Annotated in this window: 19 protein-coding genes; 12 read left to right on the top strand and 7 right to left on the bottom strand. The window is 67.9% G+C overall.

Annotated features, from left to right (window positions below; translation table 11 throughout):
- Window position 1 precedes the first annotated feature (1 nt).
- On the top strand, window positions 2-2,308 hold the full coding sequence (gene rnr, locus AC1DQJ_RS05880) for a ribonuclease R (protein ID WP_477601202.1): 2,307 nt from the start codon (window positions 2-4) through the stop codon (window positions 2,306-2,308).
- Between the two features lie 4 nt (window positions 2,309-2,312).
- Here the strand turns inward: rnr and AC1DQJ_RS05875 are convergent, their stop codons facing one another.
- The 3 genes from AC1DQJ_RS05875 to AC1DQJ_RS05865 all read right to left on the bottom strand — a co-directional run bounded on the left by AC1DQJ_RS05875 (window position 2,313) and on the right by AC1DQJ_RS05865 (window position 6,304).
- Window positions 2,313-3,215, bottom strand: a complete 903-nt coding sequence (locus AC1DQJ_RS05875; RefSeq protein ID WP_477601200.1) for a type II toxin-antitoxin system prevent-host-death family antitoxin — start codon at window positions 3,213-3,215, stop codon at window positions 2,313-2,315.
- 338 nt (window positions 3,216-3,553) lie between these two features.
- Window positions 3,554-5,515 carry a YbaL family putative K(+) efflux transporter gene (gene ybaL, locus AC1DQJ_RS05870; RefSeq protein ID WP_477601198.1) on the bottom strand — a complete coding sequence of 654 codons (1,962 nt, stop codon included), beginning with the start codon at window positions 5,513-5,515 and terminating at the stop codon, window positions 3,554-3,556.
- A gap of 99 nt (window positions 5,516-5,614) precedes the next feature.
- Window positions 5,615-6,304, bottom strand: a complete 690-nt coding sequence (locus AC1DQJ_RS05865) for a phosphatase PAP2 family protein (RefSeq protein ID WP_477601196.1) — start codon at window positions 6,302-6,304, stop codon at window positions 5,615-5,617.
- Between the two features lie 24 nt (window positions 6,305-6,328).
- Between AC1DQJ_RS05865 and AC1DQJ_RS05860 the strand changes: the two genes are divergently transcribed.
- The 8 genes from AC1DQJ_RS05860 (at window position 6,329) to AC1DQJ_RS05825 (ending at window position 12,026) form a co-directional block, all read left to right on the top strand.
- Window positions 6,329-6,757 carry an EamA family transporter gene (locus tag AC1DQJ_RS05860; protein WP_477601195.1) on the top strand — a complete coding sequence of 143 codons (429 nt, stop codon included), beginning with the start codon at window positions 6,329-6,331 and terminating at the stop codon, window positions 6,755-6,757.
- 96 nt (window positions 6,758-6,853) lie between these two features.
- Window positions 6,854-7,522, top strand: a complete 669-nt coding sequence (locus tag AC1DQJ_RS05855; protein WP_477601194.1) for an NUDIX hydrolase — start codon at window positions 6,854-6,856, stop codon at window positions 7,520-7,522.
- Window positions 7,523-7,619: 97 nt separating this feature from the next.
- Entirely contained in the window at window positions 7,620-8,297 is a 678-nt protein-coding gene (locus AC1DQJ_RS05850) for a PepSY-associated TM helix domain-containing protein (protein ID WP_477601193.1), read from the top strand.
- Window positions 8,298-8,308: 11 nt separating this feature from the next.
- Window positions 8,309-8,824, top strand: coding sequence for a DUF2271 domain-containing protein (locus AC1DQJ_RS05845; protein ID WP_477601191.1), 516 nt, complete (start codon window positions 8,309-8,311; stop codon window positions 8,822-8,824).
- An 11-nt stretch (window positions 8,825-8,835) separates the two neighbouring features.
- Entirely contained in the window at window positions 8,836-9,654 is an 819-nt protein-coding gene (locus AC1DQJ_RS05840; RefSeq protein WP_477601189.1) for a DUF4198 domain-containing protein, read from the top strand.
- The gene (locus AC1DQJ_RS05835) at window positions 9,654-10,646 is read left to right on the top strand and encodes an FAD:protein FMN transferase (protein ID WP_477601187.1); all 993 of its coding nucleotides are present in this window, start codon (window positions 9,654-9,656) and stop codon (window positions 10,644-10,646) included. The genes AC1DQJ_RS05840 and AC1DQJ_RS05835 overlap by 1 nt, the downstream gene beginning before the upstream one ends.
- Window positions 10,647-10,758: 112 nt before the next feature.
- Window positions 10,759-10,926: a 50S ribosomal protein L33 gene (gene rpmG / locus AC1DQJ_RS05830; RefSeq protein WP_056018215.1), complete on the top strand. Its 168-nt coding sequence runs from the start codon at window positions 10,759-10,761 to the stop codon at window positions 10,924-10,926.
- 143 nt (window positions 10,927-11,069) lie between these two features.
- Window positions 11,070-12,026 (top strand): DMT family transporter, encoded by a 957-nt coding sequence (locus AC1DQJ_RS05825; RefSeq protein WP_477601184.1) that lies wholly within the window; start codon window positions 11,070-11,072, stop codon window positions 12,024-12,026.
- A gap of 23 nt (window positions 12,027-12,049) precedes the next feature.
- Here the strand turns inward: AC1DQJ_RS05825 and AC1DQJ_RS05820 are convergent, their stop codons facing one another.
- From AC1DQJ_RS05820 to AC1DQJ_RS05810, 3 genes are all read right to left on the bottom strand, one after another.
- Window positions 12,050-12,727, bottom strand: coding sequence for a spermidine synthase (locus tag AC1DQJ_RS05820; protein WP_477601182.1), 678 nt, complete (start codon window positions 12,725-12,727; stop codon window positions 12,050-12,052).
- A 76-nt stretch (window positions 12,728-12,803) separates the two neighbouring features.
- Window positions 12,804-14,168 carry a PleD family two-component system response regulator gene (locus tag AC1DQJ_RS05815; RefSeq protein ID WP_477601180.1) on the bottom strand — a complete coding sequence of 455 codons (1,365 nt, stop codon included), beginning with the start codon at window positions 14,166-14,168 and terminating at the stop codon, window positions 12,804-12,806.
- A gap of 7 nt (window positions 14,169-14,175) precedes the next feature.
- Window positions 14,176-14,541: a response regulator gene (locus AC1DQJ_RS05810; RefSeq protein WP_477601178.1), complete on the bottom strand. Its 366-nt coding sequence runs from the start codon at window positions 14,539-14,541 to the stop codon at window positions 14,176-14,178.
- Between the two features lie 163 nt (window positions 14,542-14,704).
- Between AC1DQJ_RS05810 and AC1DQJ_RS05805 the strand changes: the two genes are divergently transcribed.
- Window positions 14,705-15,319, top strand: coding sequence for a hypothetical protein (locus AC1DQJ_RS05805; RefSeq protein ID WP_477601663.1), 615 nt, complete (start codon window positions 14,705-14,707; stop codon window positions 15,317-15,319).
- Window positions 15,320-15,350: 31 nt separating this feature from the next.
- Here the strand turns inward: AC1DQJ_RS05805 and AC1DQJ_RS05800 are convergent, their stop codons facing one another.
- On the bottom strand, window positions 15,351-16,064 hold the full coding sequence (locus tag AC1DQJ_RS05800) for a YceI family protein (protein WP_477601176.1): 714 nt from the start codon (window positions 16,062-16,064) through the stop codon (window positions 15,351-15,353).
- Between the two features lie 68 nt (window positions 16,065-16,132).
- On the opposite strand from AC1DQJ_RS05800, the gene AC1DQJ_RS05795 reads away from it, so the two are divergent.
- Both AC1DQJ_RS05795 and AC1DQJ_RS05790 read left to right on the top strand, forming a co-directional pair.
- A complete protein-coding gene (locus AC1DQJ_RS05795) occupies window positions 16,133-16,288 on the top strand; it encodes a hypothetical protein (RefSeq protein WP_477601174.1) in 156 nt (51 codons plus the stop codon).
- A complete protein-coding gene (locus AC1DQJ_RS05790) occupies window positions 16,285-17,553 on the top strand; it encodes a DNA polymerase IV (RefSeq protein WP_477601172.1) in 1,269 nt (422 codons plus the stop codon). The genes AC1DQJ_RS05795 and AC1DQJ_RS05790 overlap by 4 nt, the downstream gene beginning before the upstream one ends.
- The last annotated feature ends 28 nt before the right edge of the window (window positions 17,554-17,581 follow it).

Genomic DNA, 17,581 nt, shown 5'->3' with positions numbered 1-17,581 from the left:
AATGGCCAAAGCCCGAATTCCGAAGAACGCCCGGTTCACCGCCAAGTCGACGCGGCAGCCGCAAGGACTGCCTGACCGCGAGACCCTGCTGAAATTCATCCGCGAGGCGGGCGAATCCGACAAGGCCGACATGGCCAAGGCCTTTGGCCTGAAGGGCGGCGAACGCCGCGCCCTGCGCGACATGATAAAATCGCTGGAGGCCGAGGGCGCGCTCGGAAAGCGCGGCCGCAAGGGCTTCTCCGAAGCCGGCGCCCTGCCCCCGGTCGGCGTCGTCGATGTGGTCGAGCGCGATCCGGACGGCGACCTGCTGGTCAAACTGACCAAGGGCGAGGATGCGCCGCTGGTGCGCCTGGCCCCCGACCGCGCCGGCGCGGTCGGCAGCGCGCCCGGCCTGGGCGACCGGCTGTTGGTGCGCTTCGAGGCGTTGGAGAACGGCGAGACCGAGGCGCGGCTGATCAAGCGGCTGGGCCAGAGCGCCCACCGGATCCTGGGCGTGGTCCGCAAGGCCAACAAGCAGGTCCGCGTCGAACCCGTCGATCGGCGCTCCAAGGAGAGCCTGACCCTGGTTCCGGCCGAGGCCGCCAATCTGCACGACGGCGACCTGGTCCTGGCCCAGGTGACGGTAGAGGCCCGCTACGGCCCCAAGCGCGGCAAAGTGCTCGAAGTGGTCGGCCGCGAGGACCAGCCCCGCGCAGCCTCGCTGATCGCCATCCACAGCCATGGCATTCCCACCGGCTTCACCCAGGACGCCGAAGCCGAGGCCGAAGCCGCCCAGGAAGCCACCCTGGCCGGGCGCGAGGACCTGCGCGCCGTGCCGCTGGTCACCATCGATCCGCCGGACGCCCGCGACCATGACGACGCGGTCTACGCCGAGCCCGACACCGACCCGAAGAACGAGGGCGGCTGGATCGTCTGGGTCGCCATCGCCGACGTGGCCGCCTATGTGCGTGCGGACTCGGCCCTCGATCGCGAGGCGCGCGACAAGGGCAACTCGACCTATTTCCCCGACCGGGTCGAGCCGATGCTGCCCGAGCGGCTCTCGGCCGGCCTCTGCTCGCTGCGCCAGGGCGAGAATCGCGCCTGCATGGCCGTGCGGATGGTGTTCGGCGCCGATGGCCGCAAGCGCTCGCACAAGTTCGTTCGCGGCTTGATGCGCTCGGCCGCCAAGCTATCCTACGAGCAGGCCCAGCGGGCCATCGACGGCTTCCCGGACGACCAGACCAATCCGCTGCTGGAGCCGATCCTGAAGCCGCTGTGGGCCGCCTTTGCGACCATGCAGAAGGGCCGCAAGGCCCGCTCGCCGCTGGCCATCGAGAGCCAGGAGCGCAAGATCGTCCTCAACCCGGAGGGCGAAGTCACTTCGATCACGCCGCGCGCCTCGCTGGAGGCCCACAAGCTGATCGAGGAGATGATGGTCCAGGCCAACGTCTGCGCCGCCGAGACTCTTGAGCAGAAGAAGACGCCGCTGATCTACCGGATCCACGACGCGCCGAGCCAGGAGAAGGTCCAGTCGCTGGCCGAGTTCCTCCAGACCATCGGCATGGCCTGGAACAAGGGCGAGGCGCCGCGCACCGACCGCTTCAACAAGCTGCTCGACGAGACCCGCGAGGGGCCGCACAGCGAGATCGTCAACGAGGTGGTGCTGCGCACCCAGATGCAGGCGATCTACTCGACGGAGAACATCGGGCACTTCGGCCTCAACCTCGACCGCTATGCGCACTTCACCTCGCCAATCCGCCGCTATGCCGACCTGGTGGTGCACCGGGCGCTGATCCGCGCGCTGGGCCTGGGAAATGACGGCCTGACCGACCGCGACGTCGCCCAGATGAAGGACACCGCCGAGCGCATCACCTATTGCGAGCGCCGCTCGATGGCCGCCGAGCGCGACGCCACCGACCGCTACGTCGCCGCCTTCCTAGCCGACCGCGTGGGCGCCGAATTCGAGGGGCGGATCACCGGCGTCACCCGCTTTGGACTGTTCATCCGGCTGGACGAGACCGGCGCCGACGGCCTGGTGCCGGTTTCGACCCTGGGGGGCGAGTTCTTCGTGCACGACGACAAGGCTCACGCCCTGGTCGGCGAGCGCACCGGCCGGCGCTGGCCGCTGGGCATGCGGGTGCAGGTCGAGCTCAAGGAGGCCACCCCGATCACCGGCGGTCTGGTGTTCGGCATGCTGAGCGAGCCGATGCCCGTCGATCCGAACGCGCCCCGGCCTCGCCTGGGCGTGCGCGCCCGCAGCAACTTCCAGGGCCCCAAGCGCGGCGGGGGAGCCGGCAAGGCGCCGCCGAAGAAGGGCAAGCGGCGCTAGGCTGCTAGATCGCCAGGCCGGCGACGGCGAGGCCGGTGCAGGTTTCGTTGAGGTAGACGCGCGCAAACGAGAGCTGGAGGCGGGCCTTGTCGTGGTCGCGTGAGACGATCTCGACCGTCGCCACGTGATCGTCCTTGCGGCCTTGCAGCACTCGGTTCATCGCGTCGCCGAGTTCGTGGCGATAAGCCGGCGCAACGAAATCGACCAGCCTCGCGCTTTCGATGTGCGAGCTCGCAAAACCCAGGAACCGGCAAAAGGCTTGGTTGGGTCGTTCGACAAATCCCATCGTGCTGACCGCGAACTCGATCAACCCCACGACGCCCGCAAGCGCGCGTTCCCGCGCCGTCCAGATGTCATGCGCCTTTCGCAGGTCGTAGAGTTCCGTCAGCTGGCCGAAGGTCAAGGCCACTCCGCCGTCAAACGGGAACGCCTTCACCTCGTACGTTCGGTGCGCATGGACCAGGCCCCGCATCTCGAACTGACTGCCCTCGCCCGTCCGAAGCACCCGCCTAAGCCGGGCGGCAAGCAGGGTCCCGAACTCGCCATGCCGGGGATCATCCACCAGGCGCCCGACCATGTCGTCCGGTCTCAATCCGGAACTGATCGCCGCGGCGGCGTTCATGGTCGTCAATCGCAACTCCGCATCGAACGCCAGGAACCCCTCGGTCATGTTCGCAAGCAGGACGGACGTATCCAGACCTCTGTCCGAAGCTTTCGGAACGTCCGGCTGATGTCGCTCACCCGCTAGTCGGAAATATTCATCGGCTCCCATGACCACCACGCGCGGCCGCCCGTGGTGGGTAACGAGCACCGGTTCGCGCATCGCGCGGTCCTGCCAATGGCCGATATTACGGCTGATTTCAGCAGCGGACGTCTTACTTCCCGGCCCGTCGAAGTGAGTAGACATACCAATTTCCATAAAACACGAACTAAATTGAGAATCATCAAATCAATGTCGCGACTCATAGATGCGACATCTATGCGTGTACCAATAGATATCGCCCTACGGGCGTCAAAGCCGCAACTTTGAAGCGCAAACACACGATCTATATTTTACACAATTTACGCAATCCTGAGTCCGACAAGCCCTCATTTTGTCGCAGCGGCCTACGTGTCATTCCGGAAAGCGCGAGGCGCTTGTCCGGGACCCATTGTCACCGGCGTCGCCAGCAGAGCCGCCCAACCACCCAGTGTTAGCGGGTTCTAGTCTTCGGCCTGGGGCCCGATGACAGGCGATATTCGATCTCAGGCCGCCGCCGGCTGAAGGGCGGCAAGGAAGCCCTGGCGGGTGACGGTGATGCGCTCGTCGTCCAGATCCCGGAGGCAGTCCTTCTCGCGCAAGGCGATCAGGGCGCGGTCGATGCGGGCGGCGTCAAAGCCCCGCGCAACGGCGGCGTCACGCACCGGCGCCTGCGACATCGCCTCGCCCGGCCAGATGTCGAGGTCGCGGAGCACGGCCAGCACGGCACGCTCCGCATCGTCGAGGATCAGCAGGCGCGGGCCGGTCGGGACGAGTTCCGCCGAGATTTCGGGCTCGGCAGCGCGGACTGAGGCTTCGGCGTCCAGCATGCCCCGGGCGATCTCCGCCTCGCCCATCACCACGCGGTCGGCTCCGTGGGCGAGGAGGTGGGCGGCTTCGGCGTCGGAATGGGCGCGGGCGATGATCTCAAGGCCCCGGTTGGCCTTGCGTGCGTGGTCAACTACCCCGCCGCATTCGAAGCCGTCGGCGATCGCGACGAACATGCGCGCGGCGCGCGCGAGGCCCGCTGCTTCGAGAACCGGGGGCTGCACCGCCGAACCTATGATCACCTCGTAGCCCAGTTCGGCCGCCCGCGCCGCGAACTCGGGCTCGGCCTCGACCAGCACAAAGGACGTCCCCCGCGCCCTCAAGCCGGCGGTGAGCGCCTCGCCCACCCGGCCAAAGCCGACGACCACGTCATGGCCGGAGAGACCGGTCGGCAGCAAATCGTTGGCCGGTTCCGGAGCGTCGGGCGCGGGCGGCTTGGCGACCAGGGGCTCGACCTTCGGCGCGCGAACCGCCAGGCCGAAGATCAGCGGGTTGAGCATGATCGAGATGATCGCGCCGGCCAGGATCAGGTCGCGTCCTTCGCGTGGCAGGATCTCAAGATCGATGCCCAAGCCCACGAGAATGAACGAAAACTCCCCGATCTGGGCAAGGCTGGCGGCGACCGTCAGGGCGGTGGTGTTCGAGCGGCCGAACGCCTTGAGGATTGCGTAGGCGGCCAACGACTTGCCGACGATGACGATGGCCAGGACAGCCAGGACCGTCAGCGGGTGCTGCAGCAGCACGAACGGATTGAACAGCATCCCGACAGAGACGAAGAACAGCACGGCGAAGGCGTCGCGCAGCGGCAGGGTCTCTTCGGCGGCGCGGTGACTGAGCTCGGAGTCGGCCAGGATCATGCCCGCGAAGAACGCGCCCAGGGCGAAGGAGACGCCGAACAGCATCGCTGCGCCGAACGCAATGCCCAGCGCGATGGCGAACACGGCCAGGCGGAACAGCTCGCGCGATCCGGTGTGAGCCACATAGTGCAGCAGCCAGGGTACGGCGCGCCGCGCCACGATCAGCATGAAGGCCACGAAGCCCCCGACCTTCAGCAAGGTGATCCCCAGCGGGATGCCCCAGGCGGTAAGCGGATCGGCCGCCCCCTCCCCGGCCTTCATGGCGCCGGCCAAGGCCGGCAGCATGACCAGGGCCAGGACCATGGCCAGATCCTCGACGATCAGCCAGCCGACGGCGATCTTGCCGCGGTCAGTCTGGACCAGGCGGCGCTCCTGCAGGGCCCGCAGCAGCACCACCGTCGAGGCGACCGATAGAGCCAGGCCGAACACCAGGCCCGAGATCAGCGGCCAGCCAAGCAGCCAGGAGAGACCCATGCCGAGCATGGTCGCGACAGCCATCTGCCCCAGGGCGCCCGGCACGGCGATCTTGCGGACCGCCAGCAGGTCCTTCAGCGAGAAGTGCAGCCCGACCCCGAACATCAGCAGGATGACGCCGATCTCGGCGAGCTCGTTGGCGATCTTCTGGTCGGCGACATAGCCAGGCGTGAACGGGCCGACGAGCACCCCGGCCGCCAGGTAGCCCACCAGTGGGGAGAGCCGCAGGCGCTGGGCGAGCGCTCCGAAGGCGAATGCGGCCACGAGGCCCGCGACGATGGTGGCGATCAGCGGCGTATGATGGGGCATGGGCCTCCGCAGGCAGTTTCAGGGGGTTCCCGCCCTGAAATTGCGGTGGCGCAACTTCAGTTCAACCGCAAATGGGTTGTCCCCCCGGACACAAGGACGTCATCTACCCGCCCTCGGGCGGGTGAAGGCGAGGATCAGCCAGGCGATGAGCGCCCAGCTGGCGCCCAGCACCCAGCCGCCCAACACGTCGGTCGGCCAGTGAACTCCGAGATAGACCCGGCTGAAGCCGACCGCGACCACGCCGCTGATCGCCACGCCATAGATCAGCGCCTTGGTGCGCCGCTGCGGCTCGACGCTGGCCGTGACCGTCGCCAGGATCAGGAACACCGCCGCGGCCATCGCCGAATGCCCTGAGGGGAAGCTCTGCGAATAGACGTAGCTGCCATGGCTGACCAGGCCCGGGCGGTCGCGGTCGTAGAGGCCCTTGAGCAGGTCGCATGACAGCTGGGCGGCGACCACGGTGGCGGTGAAGATCAGCGCCTCGCGCCGGCGGCCGTGGAAAATCAGCAACAGCGCCGCGACGATTGTCAGTAGCGTCAGCACCGTAAAGCCGCCCAGGGCGGTGATGTCGCGCATCGCCTCCTCGACCCCTCGCGGCCCCGCTGGGTCGGAGGGGTCGCCCGGCGTGCGCAAGGCCAGCAGCAGGCGCCGGTCGAGGGCGGCGGTCTCGCCCTCGGACACCTCGTCGGCCACCTCCAGGAACAGCCAAGGCAGGCCCACCAGCAACAGCAGCGCGACGAGAGTGCGGGTCTCGAGCTTGCCGACCAGCTGTTTCAGGCGTTCGATCATGCAAGTCGCAGCGGGGTGAGAACGATGACCTCTTCTTGGCAGCTTTGGGCGCTGCTGTCGGCGGCTTTCGCGGCCCTGACGGCGGTGTTCGCCAAGGTCGGGGTGGAGAACATCAACTCCGACTACGCCACAGTGATCCGAACCCTGGTCATCTTGGGCGTCGCGGCGGGGATCGTGACCGCCACCGGCCAGTGGCAGGCGCCGGGCGAGGTGAGTTCGCGGACCTACCTGTTCCTGGTGCTGTCCGGCGCGGCGACGGGCCTGTCGTGGCTCTGCTACTTCCGGGCCCTGAAATTGGGCGACGCCGCAAGGGTGGCGCCGCTGGACAAGCTGAGCGTGGTGCTGGTGGCGGTCATCGGGGTGCTGTTCCTCGGTGAGAAGCTGTCGGGCCCCAACTGGCTGGGTGTCGGCCTGATCGCGGTCGGCGCCGTGCTGGTCGCCTGGCGAGGTTGACGTTACGTCGTCGTTCCCAGGACTCACCGAGTCTCATACAGTTGTTTGATGACCAGCACCGCCGTCCCGACCAACCGCCCGCCAGAGGGCGGCCGTATGCGCGCTCCCGGAGCCCGCGCCGTGAAGCCGCGCAACGCCGCCACCCTGATCGTGGTGCGCCGGGACCGGAAGAAGCCGCAGGTGCTGATGGGCAAGCGTCACAGCGGCCACGACTTCATGCCGAACCTCTGGGTGTTCCCCGGCGGGCGCATCGACCGCAGCGATTTCCGGGCGCCGTTCGCCACCGACCTGCGCCCCGACGTGGCGGCGCGGTTCGAGGCGCACATCCCGATGGCCCGCGGCCGGGCGCTGGCCCTGACCGCCATCCGCGAGACCTTCGAGGAAGCCGGGCTGCTGCTGGCCAAGGCTGTCCCGCCCCGCCCGCTCGCGGGTCCCTGGCGCGAGTTCGCGGCCGAAGGCGCCGCGGCCGACCTCGAGGCCCTGGAGATCGTCGCTCGCGCAGTGACTCCGCCGATGCTGGCCAAGCGCTTCGACACCTGGTTCCTGATGGCCGACGCCGAGCGGCTGGTCAGCCTGGAGCGCAAGCCCGACTGCGGCGAGTTGGAAGAGATCGCCTGGGTCGACTTCGACGAAGCCATCGCCCTGCCCCTGCCGGCGGTCACCCGCACGGTGATCGGCGAGGCGGTCCAGCGACTTGAGGACCCCAGCCGGCCACGCCCGTTCATCCGCTTCGGAACCGGTACTTCGCGGGTCAGCCATCTCTAGCCCGCCACATTTCAAATGCGAATTACTCTCAACTAGCTTGCGTTGAGAATGCGGCCTTGTTAGTGCGAGCCACGCAGCACTAGCGGGGAACAGTATTTTGTCGGCTTCGGAACTCGTGGGCGCCAAACCGGCCATCGACGAGGAAAAGGCGCGCGCCAAGCGGAAGGCGCAGCGGCGGGCCGCGCTGATGCGCCAGATGGTGCAATGGCACTGGATCAGCGCGGCGGTCTGCCTGGTCGGGATGCTGCTATTCGCAATCACCGGCTTCACGCTCAACCACGCCGGCGACATCGAGGGCAAGCCGAAGACCGTCGAGGTCGAGGGCCAACTTCCCCCTGAACTGATCGCAGTCGCCAAGTCCGCCCAGGCCGCGAAGGGCCCGCTGCCGGAGGAGATCCGCGTCTGGCTGGCCAAGGAGGTCGGCGTCGACGCCCCTAAGGCCGCGGCCATCGAGTGGACCGACGAGGAAGCCTACGTCTCCCTGCCCCGCCCCGGCGGCGACGGTTGGGTGACCTTCGACGCAGGCGCCGGAACCGTTGTTCACGAGAGCACCGACCGCGGCTGGCTGGCCTATCTCAACGACCTGCATAAGGGGCGGAACACGGGCGCGGCCTGGAGCCTCTTCCTCGACATCTTCGCGCTGGGCTGCGTGGTGTTCTGCGTCACCGGCCTGGTGCTGCTGCAACTGCACTCACGCGCGCGGAAGATCACCTGGCCGTTGGTGGGGCTTGGCCTCGCTGTGCCGCTGATCCTCGCTCTCATCTTCATCCATTGACCGGAGACCGCATGCGCCTGCCGATCTACACCGCCGCCTTCACCGGCCTGATGGCGAGCCCCGCCCTCGCCGCGGACCTGGAGCTGAGCCTCGAGATCCCGCGCCTGACGGTGGCCGAATACCACCGGCCCTACGTGTCTGTGTGGATCGAGGATCAGGACAAGGCGGCCGTGAAGACCCTGGCGGTCTGGTACGACGTCAAGATGAAGAACCAGGAAGGCCAGAAGTGGCTGAAGGACATGCGCCAGTGGTGGCGCAGGGCCGGCCGCGACATGACCCTCCCGGCCGACGGCGTCAGCGCCGCAACCCGCGCTCCCGGCAAGCACCAGCTGGTCTACAAGGGCGGCGTCAATCCGCTCGGGAACCTGCCCGCCGGTCAGTACAACATCGTCGTCGAGGCCGCGCGTGAAGTCGGCGGCGTCGAAGTGGTGCGCGCTCCGTTCCAATGGCCCCCGAAGGCCAAGTCCACGTCCTCCGCCAAGGGGACCAGCGAACTCGGCGCCTTGAGCGTCACCGTCAAGCCGTAAGGATGCCAGCCATGACCCTCGTCCGCCGCGGCGCGCTCGCCGCGCTCTCGCTCACCGCCGCCCTGGCGATCCCGGCCGCCGCCAGCGCCCACCGTCAGTGGATGCTGCCCTCGGCCACCGTGCTCTCGGGCAACGACCCGTGGATCACGATCGACGCGGCCGTCTCCAACGACCTGTTCTATTTCGACCACAACCCGATGCGCCTCGATGCGGTCTCGGTGATCGCGCCGGACGGCTCCAAGGGCGAGATCAAGAACGGCGCGACCGGCAAGTACCGCAGCACCTTCGACGTGCAGCTCGACAAGCCCGGTACCTACAAGATCGTCACGGTCAGCGACGGCGTCGGCGCCTCCTACAAGGTCGGCGCGGAAGTGAAGCGCTGGCGCGGATCGGCCGCCGAGCTGGCCACGGCGATCCCCAAGGACGCCACCGAGGTGAAGGTCACCGAGAACCAGCGCCGGCTGGAGGTGTTCGCGACCCGCGGCGCCCCGACCAAGGACGTGCTGAAGATCACCGGCCGGGGCCTGGAGCTGGAACCGGTCACGCACCCCAACGATCTGGTCGCCAGCGAACCGGCGACCTTCAAGCTGATGCTGGACGGCAAGCCCGCCGCCAACGTCGAGGTCGACATCGTCGAGGGCGGCAGCCGCTATCGCAGCGCCGCCAACGAGCAGAAGCTGAAGACCGACGCCCAGGGCGCCTTCACCGTGAAGTGGCCGGAAGCCGGCATGTATTGGGTCGAGGCCTCGGTTCGCGGCGGCCCCAGCACCATCCCCAACGCCGAACGAAGCGCCTCCTACATCACGACCCTGGAAGTCCTGCCCGATTGATGACGCGGGTCGCCGTCCCGCTGGAGCTCGCGCCCCTGGCCGTCAGGCCCGACGGAGAGCTGGTGGAATTCGGCGGCCCCACCATGGGCGTTTCCTGGACGGTGAAGGCGATCGCCCCACCGTCCTTCGACGTGGGCGTCGCGACTGCGCAGATCCAGGGCTTGCTCAACCGGCTGGTCGGCCAGATGAGCACTTGGGAGCCCGACGCCGCCATCTGCCGCTTCAACCGCCTGCCCGCCGGCGGCTGGATGGACCTTCCGACCGCCTTCCAGCACGTGCTGGAGCGGTCCCTGCATTGGGCGGAAGTCAGCGAAGGCGCTTTCGACCCGACCACCGGCCGGCTGACCGACCTCTGGGGCTTCGGCCCCGCCGGCGCTGTGGCCGCCCCGCCAAGCGCGCCGGCGCTGCAGGCCGCCCTGGACGCCTGCGGCTGGGACCGTCTGGCCCTCGACGGCGCACGGGCCTTCCAGCCCGGCGGCATGGCGCTCGACTTTTCCGGCATCGCCAAGGGCTTCGGCGTCGACGAGGTCTCGCGCGCCCTCTCCTATCTTGGCCTTGCGCACCATCTGGTGGAGATCGGCGGCGAACTGCGCGGCGAAGGCGTCAAGCCGGACCTCGCACCGTGGTGGGCGGAGATCGCCCCGCCGCCCGGGCTCGGCCTGCCAGGCGGGCCGCTGCGCGTGGCCTTGCACGGCCTCTCCATCGCCACCTCGGGCGACTACCGCCGCTTCTTCGAGCATGACGGGGTCTGCTACAGCCACACGCTCGATCCGCGTCGCGGCCGACCGATCGACGCCGGCGTCTGTTCCGTCAGCGTCATCGCCCGGAACTGCATAGACGCCGACGCGCTGTGCACCGCACTGAGCGTCATGGGGCCGCAGGCTGGGCTGAAGCTGGCCGAATCGCACTCGCTCGCGGCCCATTTCCTGGTCGACAACGGCGACGGATTAAGGGAAATCCTCTCGCCCGCCCTTGAGGCGATGCTGGCCTGAGCCAGGACATTGATGATTTTCCCAAGGCCGCATTGACTTTGGGTTCGGGATTCGTATTGTCCGCGGCTCTTTCGAACACCTGCCGGCCTGTCCGGCCCCGCGAGGACCGACCATGGCGAAGCCCGCCTCCATCAAGATCCGCCTGAACTCCTCTGCGGACACCGGCTACTTCTATGTCACCAAGAAGAACGCCCGCACCAAGACCGAAAAGCTGGTCATGATGAAGTACGACCCGGTCGTGCGGAAGCATGTCGAGTTCAAGGAAGGCAAGATTAAGTAGCCATCCTTCCAGACTCTCCAGTCTGCAAAGCGCCCGGCCGTATGGCCGGGCGTTTTTCGTTGTCTCAGGCCCGCCGCCTTCCAGCGAAGACTCGATAGACGACGCCAAGACGCGGGCCGCCGGCTGTGGCATGGGTCAGCGCCATGACACGCGCAGATGGATTGTGGCTCGGGATCGGCTGCGGCCTGCTGGCTGGCGCGTTCTGGGGGCTGGTCTTCCTGGCGCCGGAACTCGCCTCCGACTTTACCCCTCTGCAGCTCGCGGCCGGGCGCTACCTGGCCTACGGCGCCTTTGCCCTGGCCCTGATCGCGCCCCGTTGGCGGCGGTTGGCGGCCCACGTCGGGCGGCGCGAGTGGCTGGCTCTCACGGGTCTGAGCCTGCTCGGCAACACCCTCTACTACGTGCTGCTCGCCTTCGCCGTACAGATGGGCGGCGTCGCCATGACCTCGGTGGTGATCGGCTTCCTGCCGGTGGCGGTCACGACGATCGGCAGCTTCGACCACGGCGCGGTGCGCCTGCGCCGGCTGGCCCCAGCCCTGGCCCTCGGCGCAGCCGGCGTCGCCTGCATCGCCTGGGAATCGCTGAACGGCGTGAGGGGAGCGGCCCATCCGCAGGGTGCGATCGGCCTGCTCTGCGCAGCCGGGGCCCTGGCGAGTTGGACCGCCTATGCGGTGCTGAACGGACGATGGCTAGCGCGGCTGGAGCACATTTCGGCCGCCGACTGGAGCCTGCTCACCGGCGTAGCGACGGGTGCGCAGGCCCTACTCCTGGCGGCCGCCGCCCTGCTGATCGGGCTGGGTGATCATGCCTCTAGCGCTTGGGGCCGCTTCCTCGCCGTCTCGGCCGGCGTGGCGATCTTCGCCTCCATCATCGGCAACGCCCTGTGGAACCGGGCGAGCCGGCTGTTGCCGATGACCCTGGTCGGCCAGATGATTGTCTTCGAGACCCTGTTCGCCCTGCTCTACGGCTTCCTGTGGGAGTCCCGAGGGCCCACCGTTCTGGAGGCCGCAGCCATCGCCCTGATGATCGCCAGCGTGCTCTCCTGCGTTTCCGCCCATCGCATGAGCGCGCCCGCTCATGCACAAGATCAGCAAGCCTGAGAATCCAGCCAGCCCAAGGCGCCTCAGCTGGCCTTGGTCGCCATCCAGATAATGTGGCGCGCGCCGCGGCTGCCGCCGGTCGCGCGCACGCGCACCTCATCGACCTCATAGCCGGCCTTGCGAAGCCGCTGGGTGAACTTCGCGTCCGGCGCCGACGACCAGACCGCCAGGATGCCGCCGGGCTTCAGAGCGCGCTTGGCGGCGGCGAGGCCTACGGGGTCGTAGAGGCGATTGTTGGCCTTGCGGCTTAGCCCTTCGGGGCCGTTGTCGACGTCGAGCAGGATCGCGTCGTACTCGCCCTGCCCCGCACGGATCAGGTCGCTGACGTCACCCTCGCGGATTGTCAGCCGGGGGTCCTTCAGGCACTCGCCCGAGATATGCGCCATCGGCCCGCGCGCCCAGGCGATGATCGCGGGAACAAGCTCGCCGACCGTGACCTTCGCCTCCGCTCCAAGGCTCTCCAGGGCGGCGCGCAGAGTGAACCCCATGCCGAAGCCCCCGATCAGGAAATGCGCCTTCGGGCGATCCTTGAGCCGCTCATAGGCCAGGGTCGCCAGGGCCTTCTCCGAGCCGCTGAGACGGCTGTTCATCAGCTCGATGGCGCCGGACATGATCGAGAACTCGGTCCCGCGCTGCATGAGGCGCAGTTCGCCGCCGTCGTCTGGCACGGTGGTCGCGTCGATCAGGGACCAGCGGATCATGGAGCGGAACGCCTTTCGCTGCGCAAGGGGTAAGCGCCGATGCGGTAGGCGCGTCCGGCTGCGGCGGCAAGCGGCCTCAGGCCGCGCGGGCGACGACCTTGTTGCGTCCGGAAGCCTTGGCTTCGTAGACGGCTTCGTCAGCGCGCTTGAGCAGCGCCTCGGGCTTGTCGCTCTCGCCGATGGTGGCGGCCACCCCGATGGAGATGGTGACGGTCAGCAGCTCCGAGCCGCCCATGACCCGGAACGGCGAGCCGGCGACGTGCAGGCGGATGCGCTCAGCGATCCGCTCGGCGTCCTCCAGCTTGGTGTCGGGCATGACCACCACGAACTCCTCGCCGCCGTAGCGGCACGGCAGGTCGATAGCGCGAACGTTGGAGGCCAGGCGCACCGCGAACTCGCGCAGCACCTCGTCCCCGACGTCGTGGCCATAGCCGTCGTTGATCTTCTTGAAGTGGTCGATGTCGATCAGCAGGCTGGCGACCGGGTCGCCGCCGTGGACCGCGCGGCGCACCAGGGCTTCCAGCTGTCCGACCATGTAGCGGCGGTTATGCAGGCCGGTGAGCTGGTCGGTGACCGCCAGTTCCAGCGAATGGTCGAGGTTGTCGCGCAGATAGTCGGTGTAGCGCTTGCGCCGGATCTGGGTGCGGGCGCGAGCGGCCAGCTCCTGCGGGTCGATCGGCTTGGGCAGGATGTCGTTGACCCCGATCTCCAGGGCCTTCACCAGCCGCGCCCGCTCGTCGAAGTCGACGATGGCGAGGATCGGCAGGTGGCGGGTGGCCTCGTCGGAACGCATCTGGGCCGCAAAACGCAGGCCATCGAACGCACGCGCGGTGGCGTTGACGATGATCAGGTCGACCGGCCCCTTGGCCGTCATCAGCGCCTTTTCCGGATCGGCCTCGATCACCGGACGATGCTCGATGGCCAGTTCGGTCGCCACGCGCTGGGCCTGGCGTTCGTGATCGTCGACGATCAGCACCCGTCCGCCCGTGCCGCCGAGGCGCGAGGCCGCGCCGGCGATGACGCCGATCCGGCGGCCCGAGGCCTCCCGCTCGCGCAGTTCGTCGATCACCATCTTCAGGCGGGTGAGGCTGCGCACGCGGGCGAACAGCATGACGTCGTCGATGGGCTTGGTCAGGAACTCGTCAGCGCCGGCTTCCAGGCCGGCGATGCGGTCGGCGCGGCCGTCCAGGGCGGTGACCAGCACCACCGGGACGTGACGGGTCTCAGGGTCGTCCTTCAGCCGGCGACAGACCTGGAAGCCGTCCATGCCCGGCATCATCACGTCCAGAAGGACGATGTCCGGCTTTTCCTTGGCTGCCATGGCCAGCGCTGTCGGCCCATCGCTGGCCGTCAGGACATCGTAGTACTCCGCCGTCAGCTTGGCTTCCAAGAGACGGACGTTGGCCTCGATATCGTCGACGACAAGGATGCGGGCGGACATCGCAGGACTAGCTCAGCAGGCGCCGGATGGTATCGAGGAAGTGCGACACCGAGATCGGCTTGGAAATATAGGCCTCGCACCCGCCTTCGCGGATGCGTTCCTCGTCTCCCTTCATGGCGAAGGCCGTGACGGCGACGACCGGAATCGCGGCCAGGTCATCGTCTTCCTTCAGCCACTTGGTGACCTCCAGACCGGAGATCTCGGGGAGCTGGATGTCCATGAGAATCAGGTCGGGCCGGTGCTCGCGCGCCAGCGCAAGCGCCTGCAAGCCCTCCCGGGTTTGTAGCGTTTCGTAGCCTTGGGCATCGAGCAGATCATGAAAGAGCTTCATGTTCAGCTCGTTGTCCTCGACGATGAGGACCTTCTTGGCCATTTTCGTCTCGACAATGCTTCGAGCCTGCGAATCTGCCGCTGACCCCACCTTTGGATCGTTAATCCCACGGATATCCTTAAACTCGCGTTAGTCGCGGCAGGAGGGCCAGTTGGCCGGCGTTTCACCTCAGCACCTGGTCCCGAGGGCCCCTAGTCTGGTCGATATGGGCGTGAATCCTTCGCGCCCACTGCTGATTGTCGACGTGGACGAGGTCCTGGGCCTGTTCATGCAGGGCTTCGGCCGCTTCCTCGAAAGCCGTGGCTTCGAGTTCCGGGTCGACCGCTTCGCCCTGTTCCAGAACATTTATCGTCCGGGCGAGAACCAGCATCTGCCGCTCGAAGAGGGCCGCACGCACTTCGACGACTTCTTCCGCTACGCCTGCTCGGACATGGAGCCGGCTCCAGGCGGCGCCGAGGCGCTGCGCGCGCTTTCGGGTCAGGCCAGCGTGGTGATCCTGACCAACGCTCCGAATCACGGCCGGTTGGCGCGGGCCCGCTGGCTGGGGCGGCACGGCATGGACTATCCGCTGGTGCTGAACTCAGGCCCCAAGGGGCCGCTGGCCTCGGCCATGGCGCGGCAGGTCAAGGGACCGGCGGTCTTCATCGACGACCTGATCTCCAACCTCGACTCCGTCGCCGAGCACGCGCCGGCGGTGACCCGGTTCCAGATGGTGGCCGACCCGCGCCTGCAGCCACTGGCCCCCAGCGCGCCGGACCGCCACCGGCGGATCGACGACTGGGCGGCCCTGCGCGAGGCGATCGAGGCGACGCTGGGCTAGAGCGCGATAGCCGGCGGCCATCGCGCTCCGTTTAGGTCGCGGGCTTGGCCGCAGGCGCCGCGCCGGGCGGCGGCAGTTGGGTGAACTCGGCCTCGATCATGATCTCGACCTCATCGCCGACCCCGAAGTTCGAGCCGGGCGCGGGAACGCCGTAAGAAACGCCAAAGTCGGAGCGCTTGAGCGCGCCGTGCGCGGAGAAGCCGATCCGAGACCCCGCGGGATCCATGCCGTTGGGCTCATTGCCGCCATTGAAGGTCGCATCCAACGTCAGCGGCTTGGTTACCCCGTGCATCGAGAAGTCGCCGGTGACCTTTGCCGTGTTGGGCCCGGTGACCTCAACCTTGGTCGACTTGAAGGTGATCAGCGGGAACTTGCCGGCGTCGAGCCAGGACGGGCCGGCCAATTCGGCGTCGAAGTCGGGCTTGGCCAGCGGATAGTCGGTCTCGATGGACTTGGGGTCGACGCTGGCGATGACGCTCATGGCGGCAGGGTTGGCCGGGTCGAACTGCAGCGTGCCCTCGATGCCGGTGAAGCGCGCGGTGTAGCGCGAAAGCCCCATGTGGTTGACCCGGAACGTCACGCTGGCGTGGGTCTTGTCCAGCTTGTACTCGCCGGGCGGAGCGGTGTTCTGGGCGGCGGGCGCGGCAGCGGGCTCGGGCGCCTTGGCGACGGGGGCCTTCTCGGCAGGCTGCTGCGAACAGGCGGCGAGCGACAGGGCGGCCAGAGCCCATGCGACGTTCTTCATGCGCGTTCCTTCCCAATTGCGCCCGCTGAACTGCGAAGGGAGCGGGCTCGCAACCGAACGTCGCATCGGTGGCCAAACGACGCTACCTCAAATCGGTGAACCGCGCCTCGCCGCCGACCGATGCGCGCGACCATTGCGCTCTGCCGCGAAACGGAACAAAGCATGACCTCATGATCCGCATCGGGGTGGATTTCGGCGGCATGAAGATCGAGGCGGAGCCATGAGCACGCTCTGCCGCGACTGTTTCCGGCGCGGCGCGTTCGAACGCCGCTGTCCTGCCTGCGGCTCCCCACGACTCGTGGCTAGCGCCGAGCTCGAGCAGCTCACCATCGCCCACATGGACTGCGACGCCTTCTACGCCTCGGTTGAGAAGCGCGATCGGCCGGAGTTGCGCGACCAGGCGCTGATCATCGGCGGCGGCAAGCGCGGCGTGGTGACCACCTGCTGCTACATCGCCCGGATCTCCGGCGTCCGCTCGGCGATGCCGATGTACAAGGCTCGCCAGCTCTGCCCGCAGGCGGTGATCCTCAAGCCCGAGTTCTCGAAGTACCGGACTGAGAGCCGGCGGATCATGGAGATGATCCGCGACTTGACCCCGCTGGTGCAGCCGCTGTCGCTGGACGAGGCTTGGATGGACCTGTCGGGCACCGAGCGCCTGCACGGCGCGCCGCCCGCCGAGACCCTGGCGCGACTGCAAGCCAGAATCGAGACCGAGATCGGGATCACCGTCTCCATCGGCCTGGCGCCCAACAAGTTCCTGGCCAAGATCGCCTCCGACCTGGACAAGCCGCGGGGCTTCTCGGTGATCGGCAGGGCCGAGGCGCAAAGCTTCCTGGCCTCCAAGCCGGTCGGCATCATCCCCGGCGTCGGCCCGGCGATGGTCAAGTCGCTGGAGGGCTCGGGCTATTTCAAGGTCGGCGACCTGGCCAAGGCGGACCTGAAGACCCTGGCCCAGCGGTTCGGGACGCAGGGGCTCAAACTGCACGAGCTGGCGCACGGCCGCGACAATCGCGCGGTCAATCCCAACGAGGAGCGCAAGGGGATCAGCGCCGAGACCACGTTCAACGACGACCTCTCGGCGGTGCGCGACCTGGAGGACAAGCTCGCCCCGCTTTGCGAGCGCGTCGCCCGTCAGGCCAGGGCTGGCGGGGTGGCGGGTCGCGTCGTGACGCTCAAGCTGCGCCGCACGGACTTCAAGATCATCACTCGCCGCCGCGCCCTGCCCGTCCCGACCCAGACGGCCAAGACGCTGTTCGCGGTCGGGCGGGAGCTGCTGGCGAAGGAGGCGACCGGCCGCCCCTGGCGCCTAATCGGCATCGGCCTGGCCGAATTGATCGAGGCGGACGCTGTCGAGCACGACTTTTTCGCCGGCGAGGAGCGCCGGGCTCTGGTGGAAGAACGCGCAGTGGATAAGCTGCGGGCCCGATTCGGCCCGGATGTGGTCACCTCTGGCCGTGCATTGGGCTCAAAACGCACGTCAGGCGATTGAAGTCCGCCTGGTTCCTCAGCGTCCAACG

It is taken from the genome of Phenylobacterium sp. P4_E10 (assembly GCF_056401675.1).
The sequence above is the reverse complement of the archived record's forward strand: the minus strand, read 5'-3'. Positions and strand labels throughout refer to the sequence as shown.

What these genes read in the sequence shown, in the direction of transcription:
- rnr (WP_477601202.1), top strand. Translation starts at nt 2, where the DNA reads ATGGCCAAAGCCCGAATTCCGAAGAACGCCCGGTTCACCGCCAAGTCG.
- AC1DQJ_RS05875 (WP_477601200.1), bottom strand. Translation starts at nt 3,215, where the DNA reads ATGTCTACTCACTTCGACGGGCCGGGAAGTAAGACGTCCGCTGCTGAA.
- ybaL (WP_477601198.1), bottom strand. Translation starts at nt 5,515, where the DNA reads ATGCCCCATCATACGCCGCTGATCGCCACCATCGTCGCGGGCCTCGTG.
- AC1DQJ_RS05865 (WP_477601196.1), bottom strand. Translation starts at nt 6,304, where the DNA reads ATGATCGAACGCCTGAAACAGCTGGTCGGCAAGCTCGAGACCCGCACT.
- AC1DQJ_RS05860 (WP_477601195.1), top strand. Translation starts at nt 6,329, where the DNA reads ATGACCTCTTCTTGGCAGCTTTGGGCGCTGCTGTCGGCGGCTTTCGCG.
- AC1DQJ_RS05855 (WP_477601194.1), top strand. Translation starts at nt 6,854, where the DNA reads ATGCGCGCTCCCGGAGCCCGCGCCGTGAAGCCGCGCAACGCCGCCACC.
- AC1DQJ_RS05845 (WP_477601191.1), top strand. Translation starts at nt 8,309, where the DNA reads ATGCGCCTGCCGATCTACACCGCCGCCTTCACCGGCCTGATGGCGAGC.
- AC1DQJ_RS05840 (WP_477601189.1), top strand. Translation starts at nt 8,836, where the DNA reads ATGACCCTCGTCCGCCGCGGCGCGCTCGCCGCGCTCTCGCTCACCGCC.
- AC1DQJ_RS05835 (WP_477601187.1), top strand. Translation starts at nt 9,654, where the DNA reads ATGACGCGGGTCGCCGTCCCGCTGGAGCTCGCGCCCCTGGCCGTCAGG.
- rpmG (WP_056018215.1), top strand. Translation starts at nt 10,759, where the DNA reads ATGGCGAAGCCCGCCTCCATCAAGATCCGCCTGAACTCCTCTGCGGAC.
- AC1DQJ_RS05825 (WP_477601184.1), top strand. Translation starts at nt 11,070, where the DNA reads ATGACACGCGCAGATGGATTGTGGCTCGGGATCGGCTGCGGCCTGCTG.
- AC1DQJ_RS05820 (WP_477601182.1), bottom strand. Translation starts at nt 12,727, where the DNA reads ATGATCCGCTGGTCCCTGATCGACGCGACCACCGTGCCAGACGACGGC.
- AC1DQJ_RS05815 (WP_477601180.1), bottom strand. Translation starts at nt 14,168, where the DNA reads ATGTCCGCCCGCATCCTTGTCGTCGACGATATCGAGGCCAACGTCCGT.
- AC1DQJ_RS05810 (WP_477601178.1), bottom strand. Translation starts at nt 14,541, where the DNA reads ATGGCCAAGAAGGTCCTCATCGTCGAGGACAACGAGCTGAACATGAAG.
- AC1DQJ_RS05805 (WP_477601663.1), top strand. Translation starts at nt 14,705, where the DNA reads ATGGGCGTGAATCCTTCGCGCCCACTGCTGATTGTCGACGTGGACGAG.
- AC1DQJ_RS05800 (WP_477601176.1), bottom strand. Translation starts at nt 16,064, where the DNA reads ATGAAGAACGTCGCATGGGCTCTGGCCGCCCTGTCGCTCGCCGCCTGT.
- AC1DQJ_RS05790 (WP_477601172.1), top strand. Translation starts at nt 16,285, where the DNA reads ATGAGCACGCTCTGCCGCGACTGTTTCCGGCGCGGCGCGTTCGAACGC.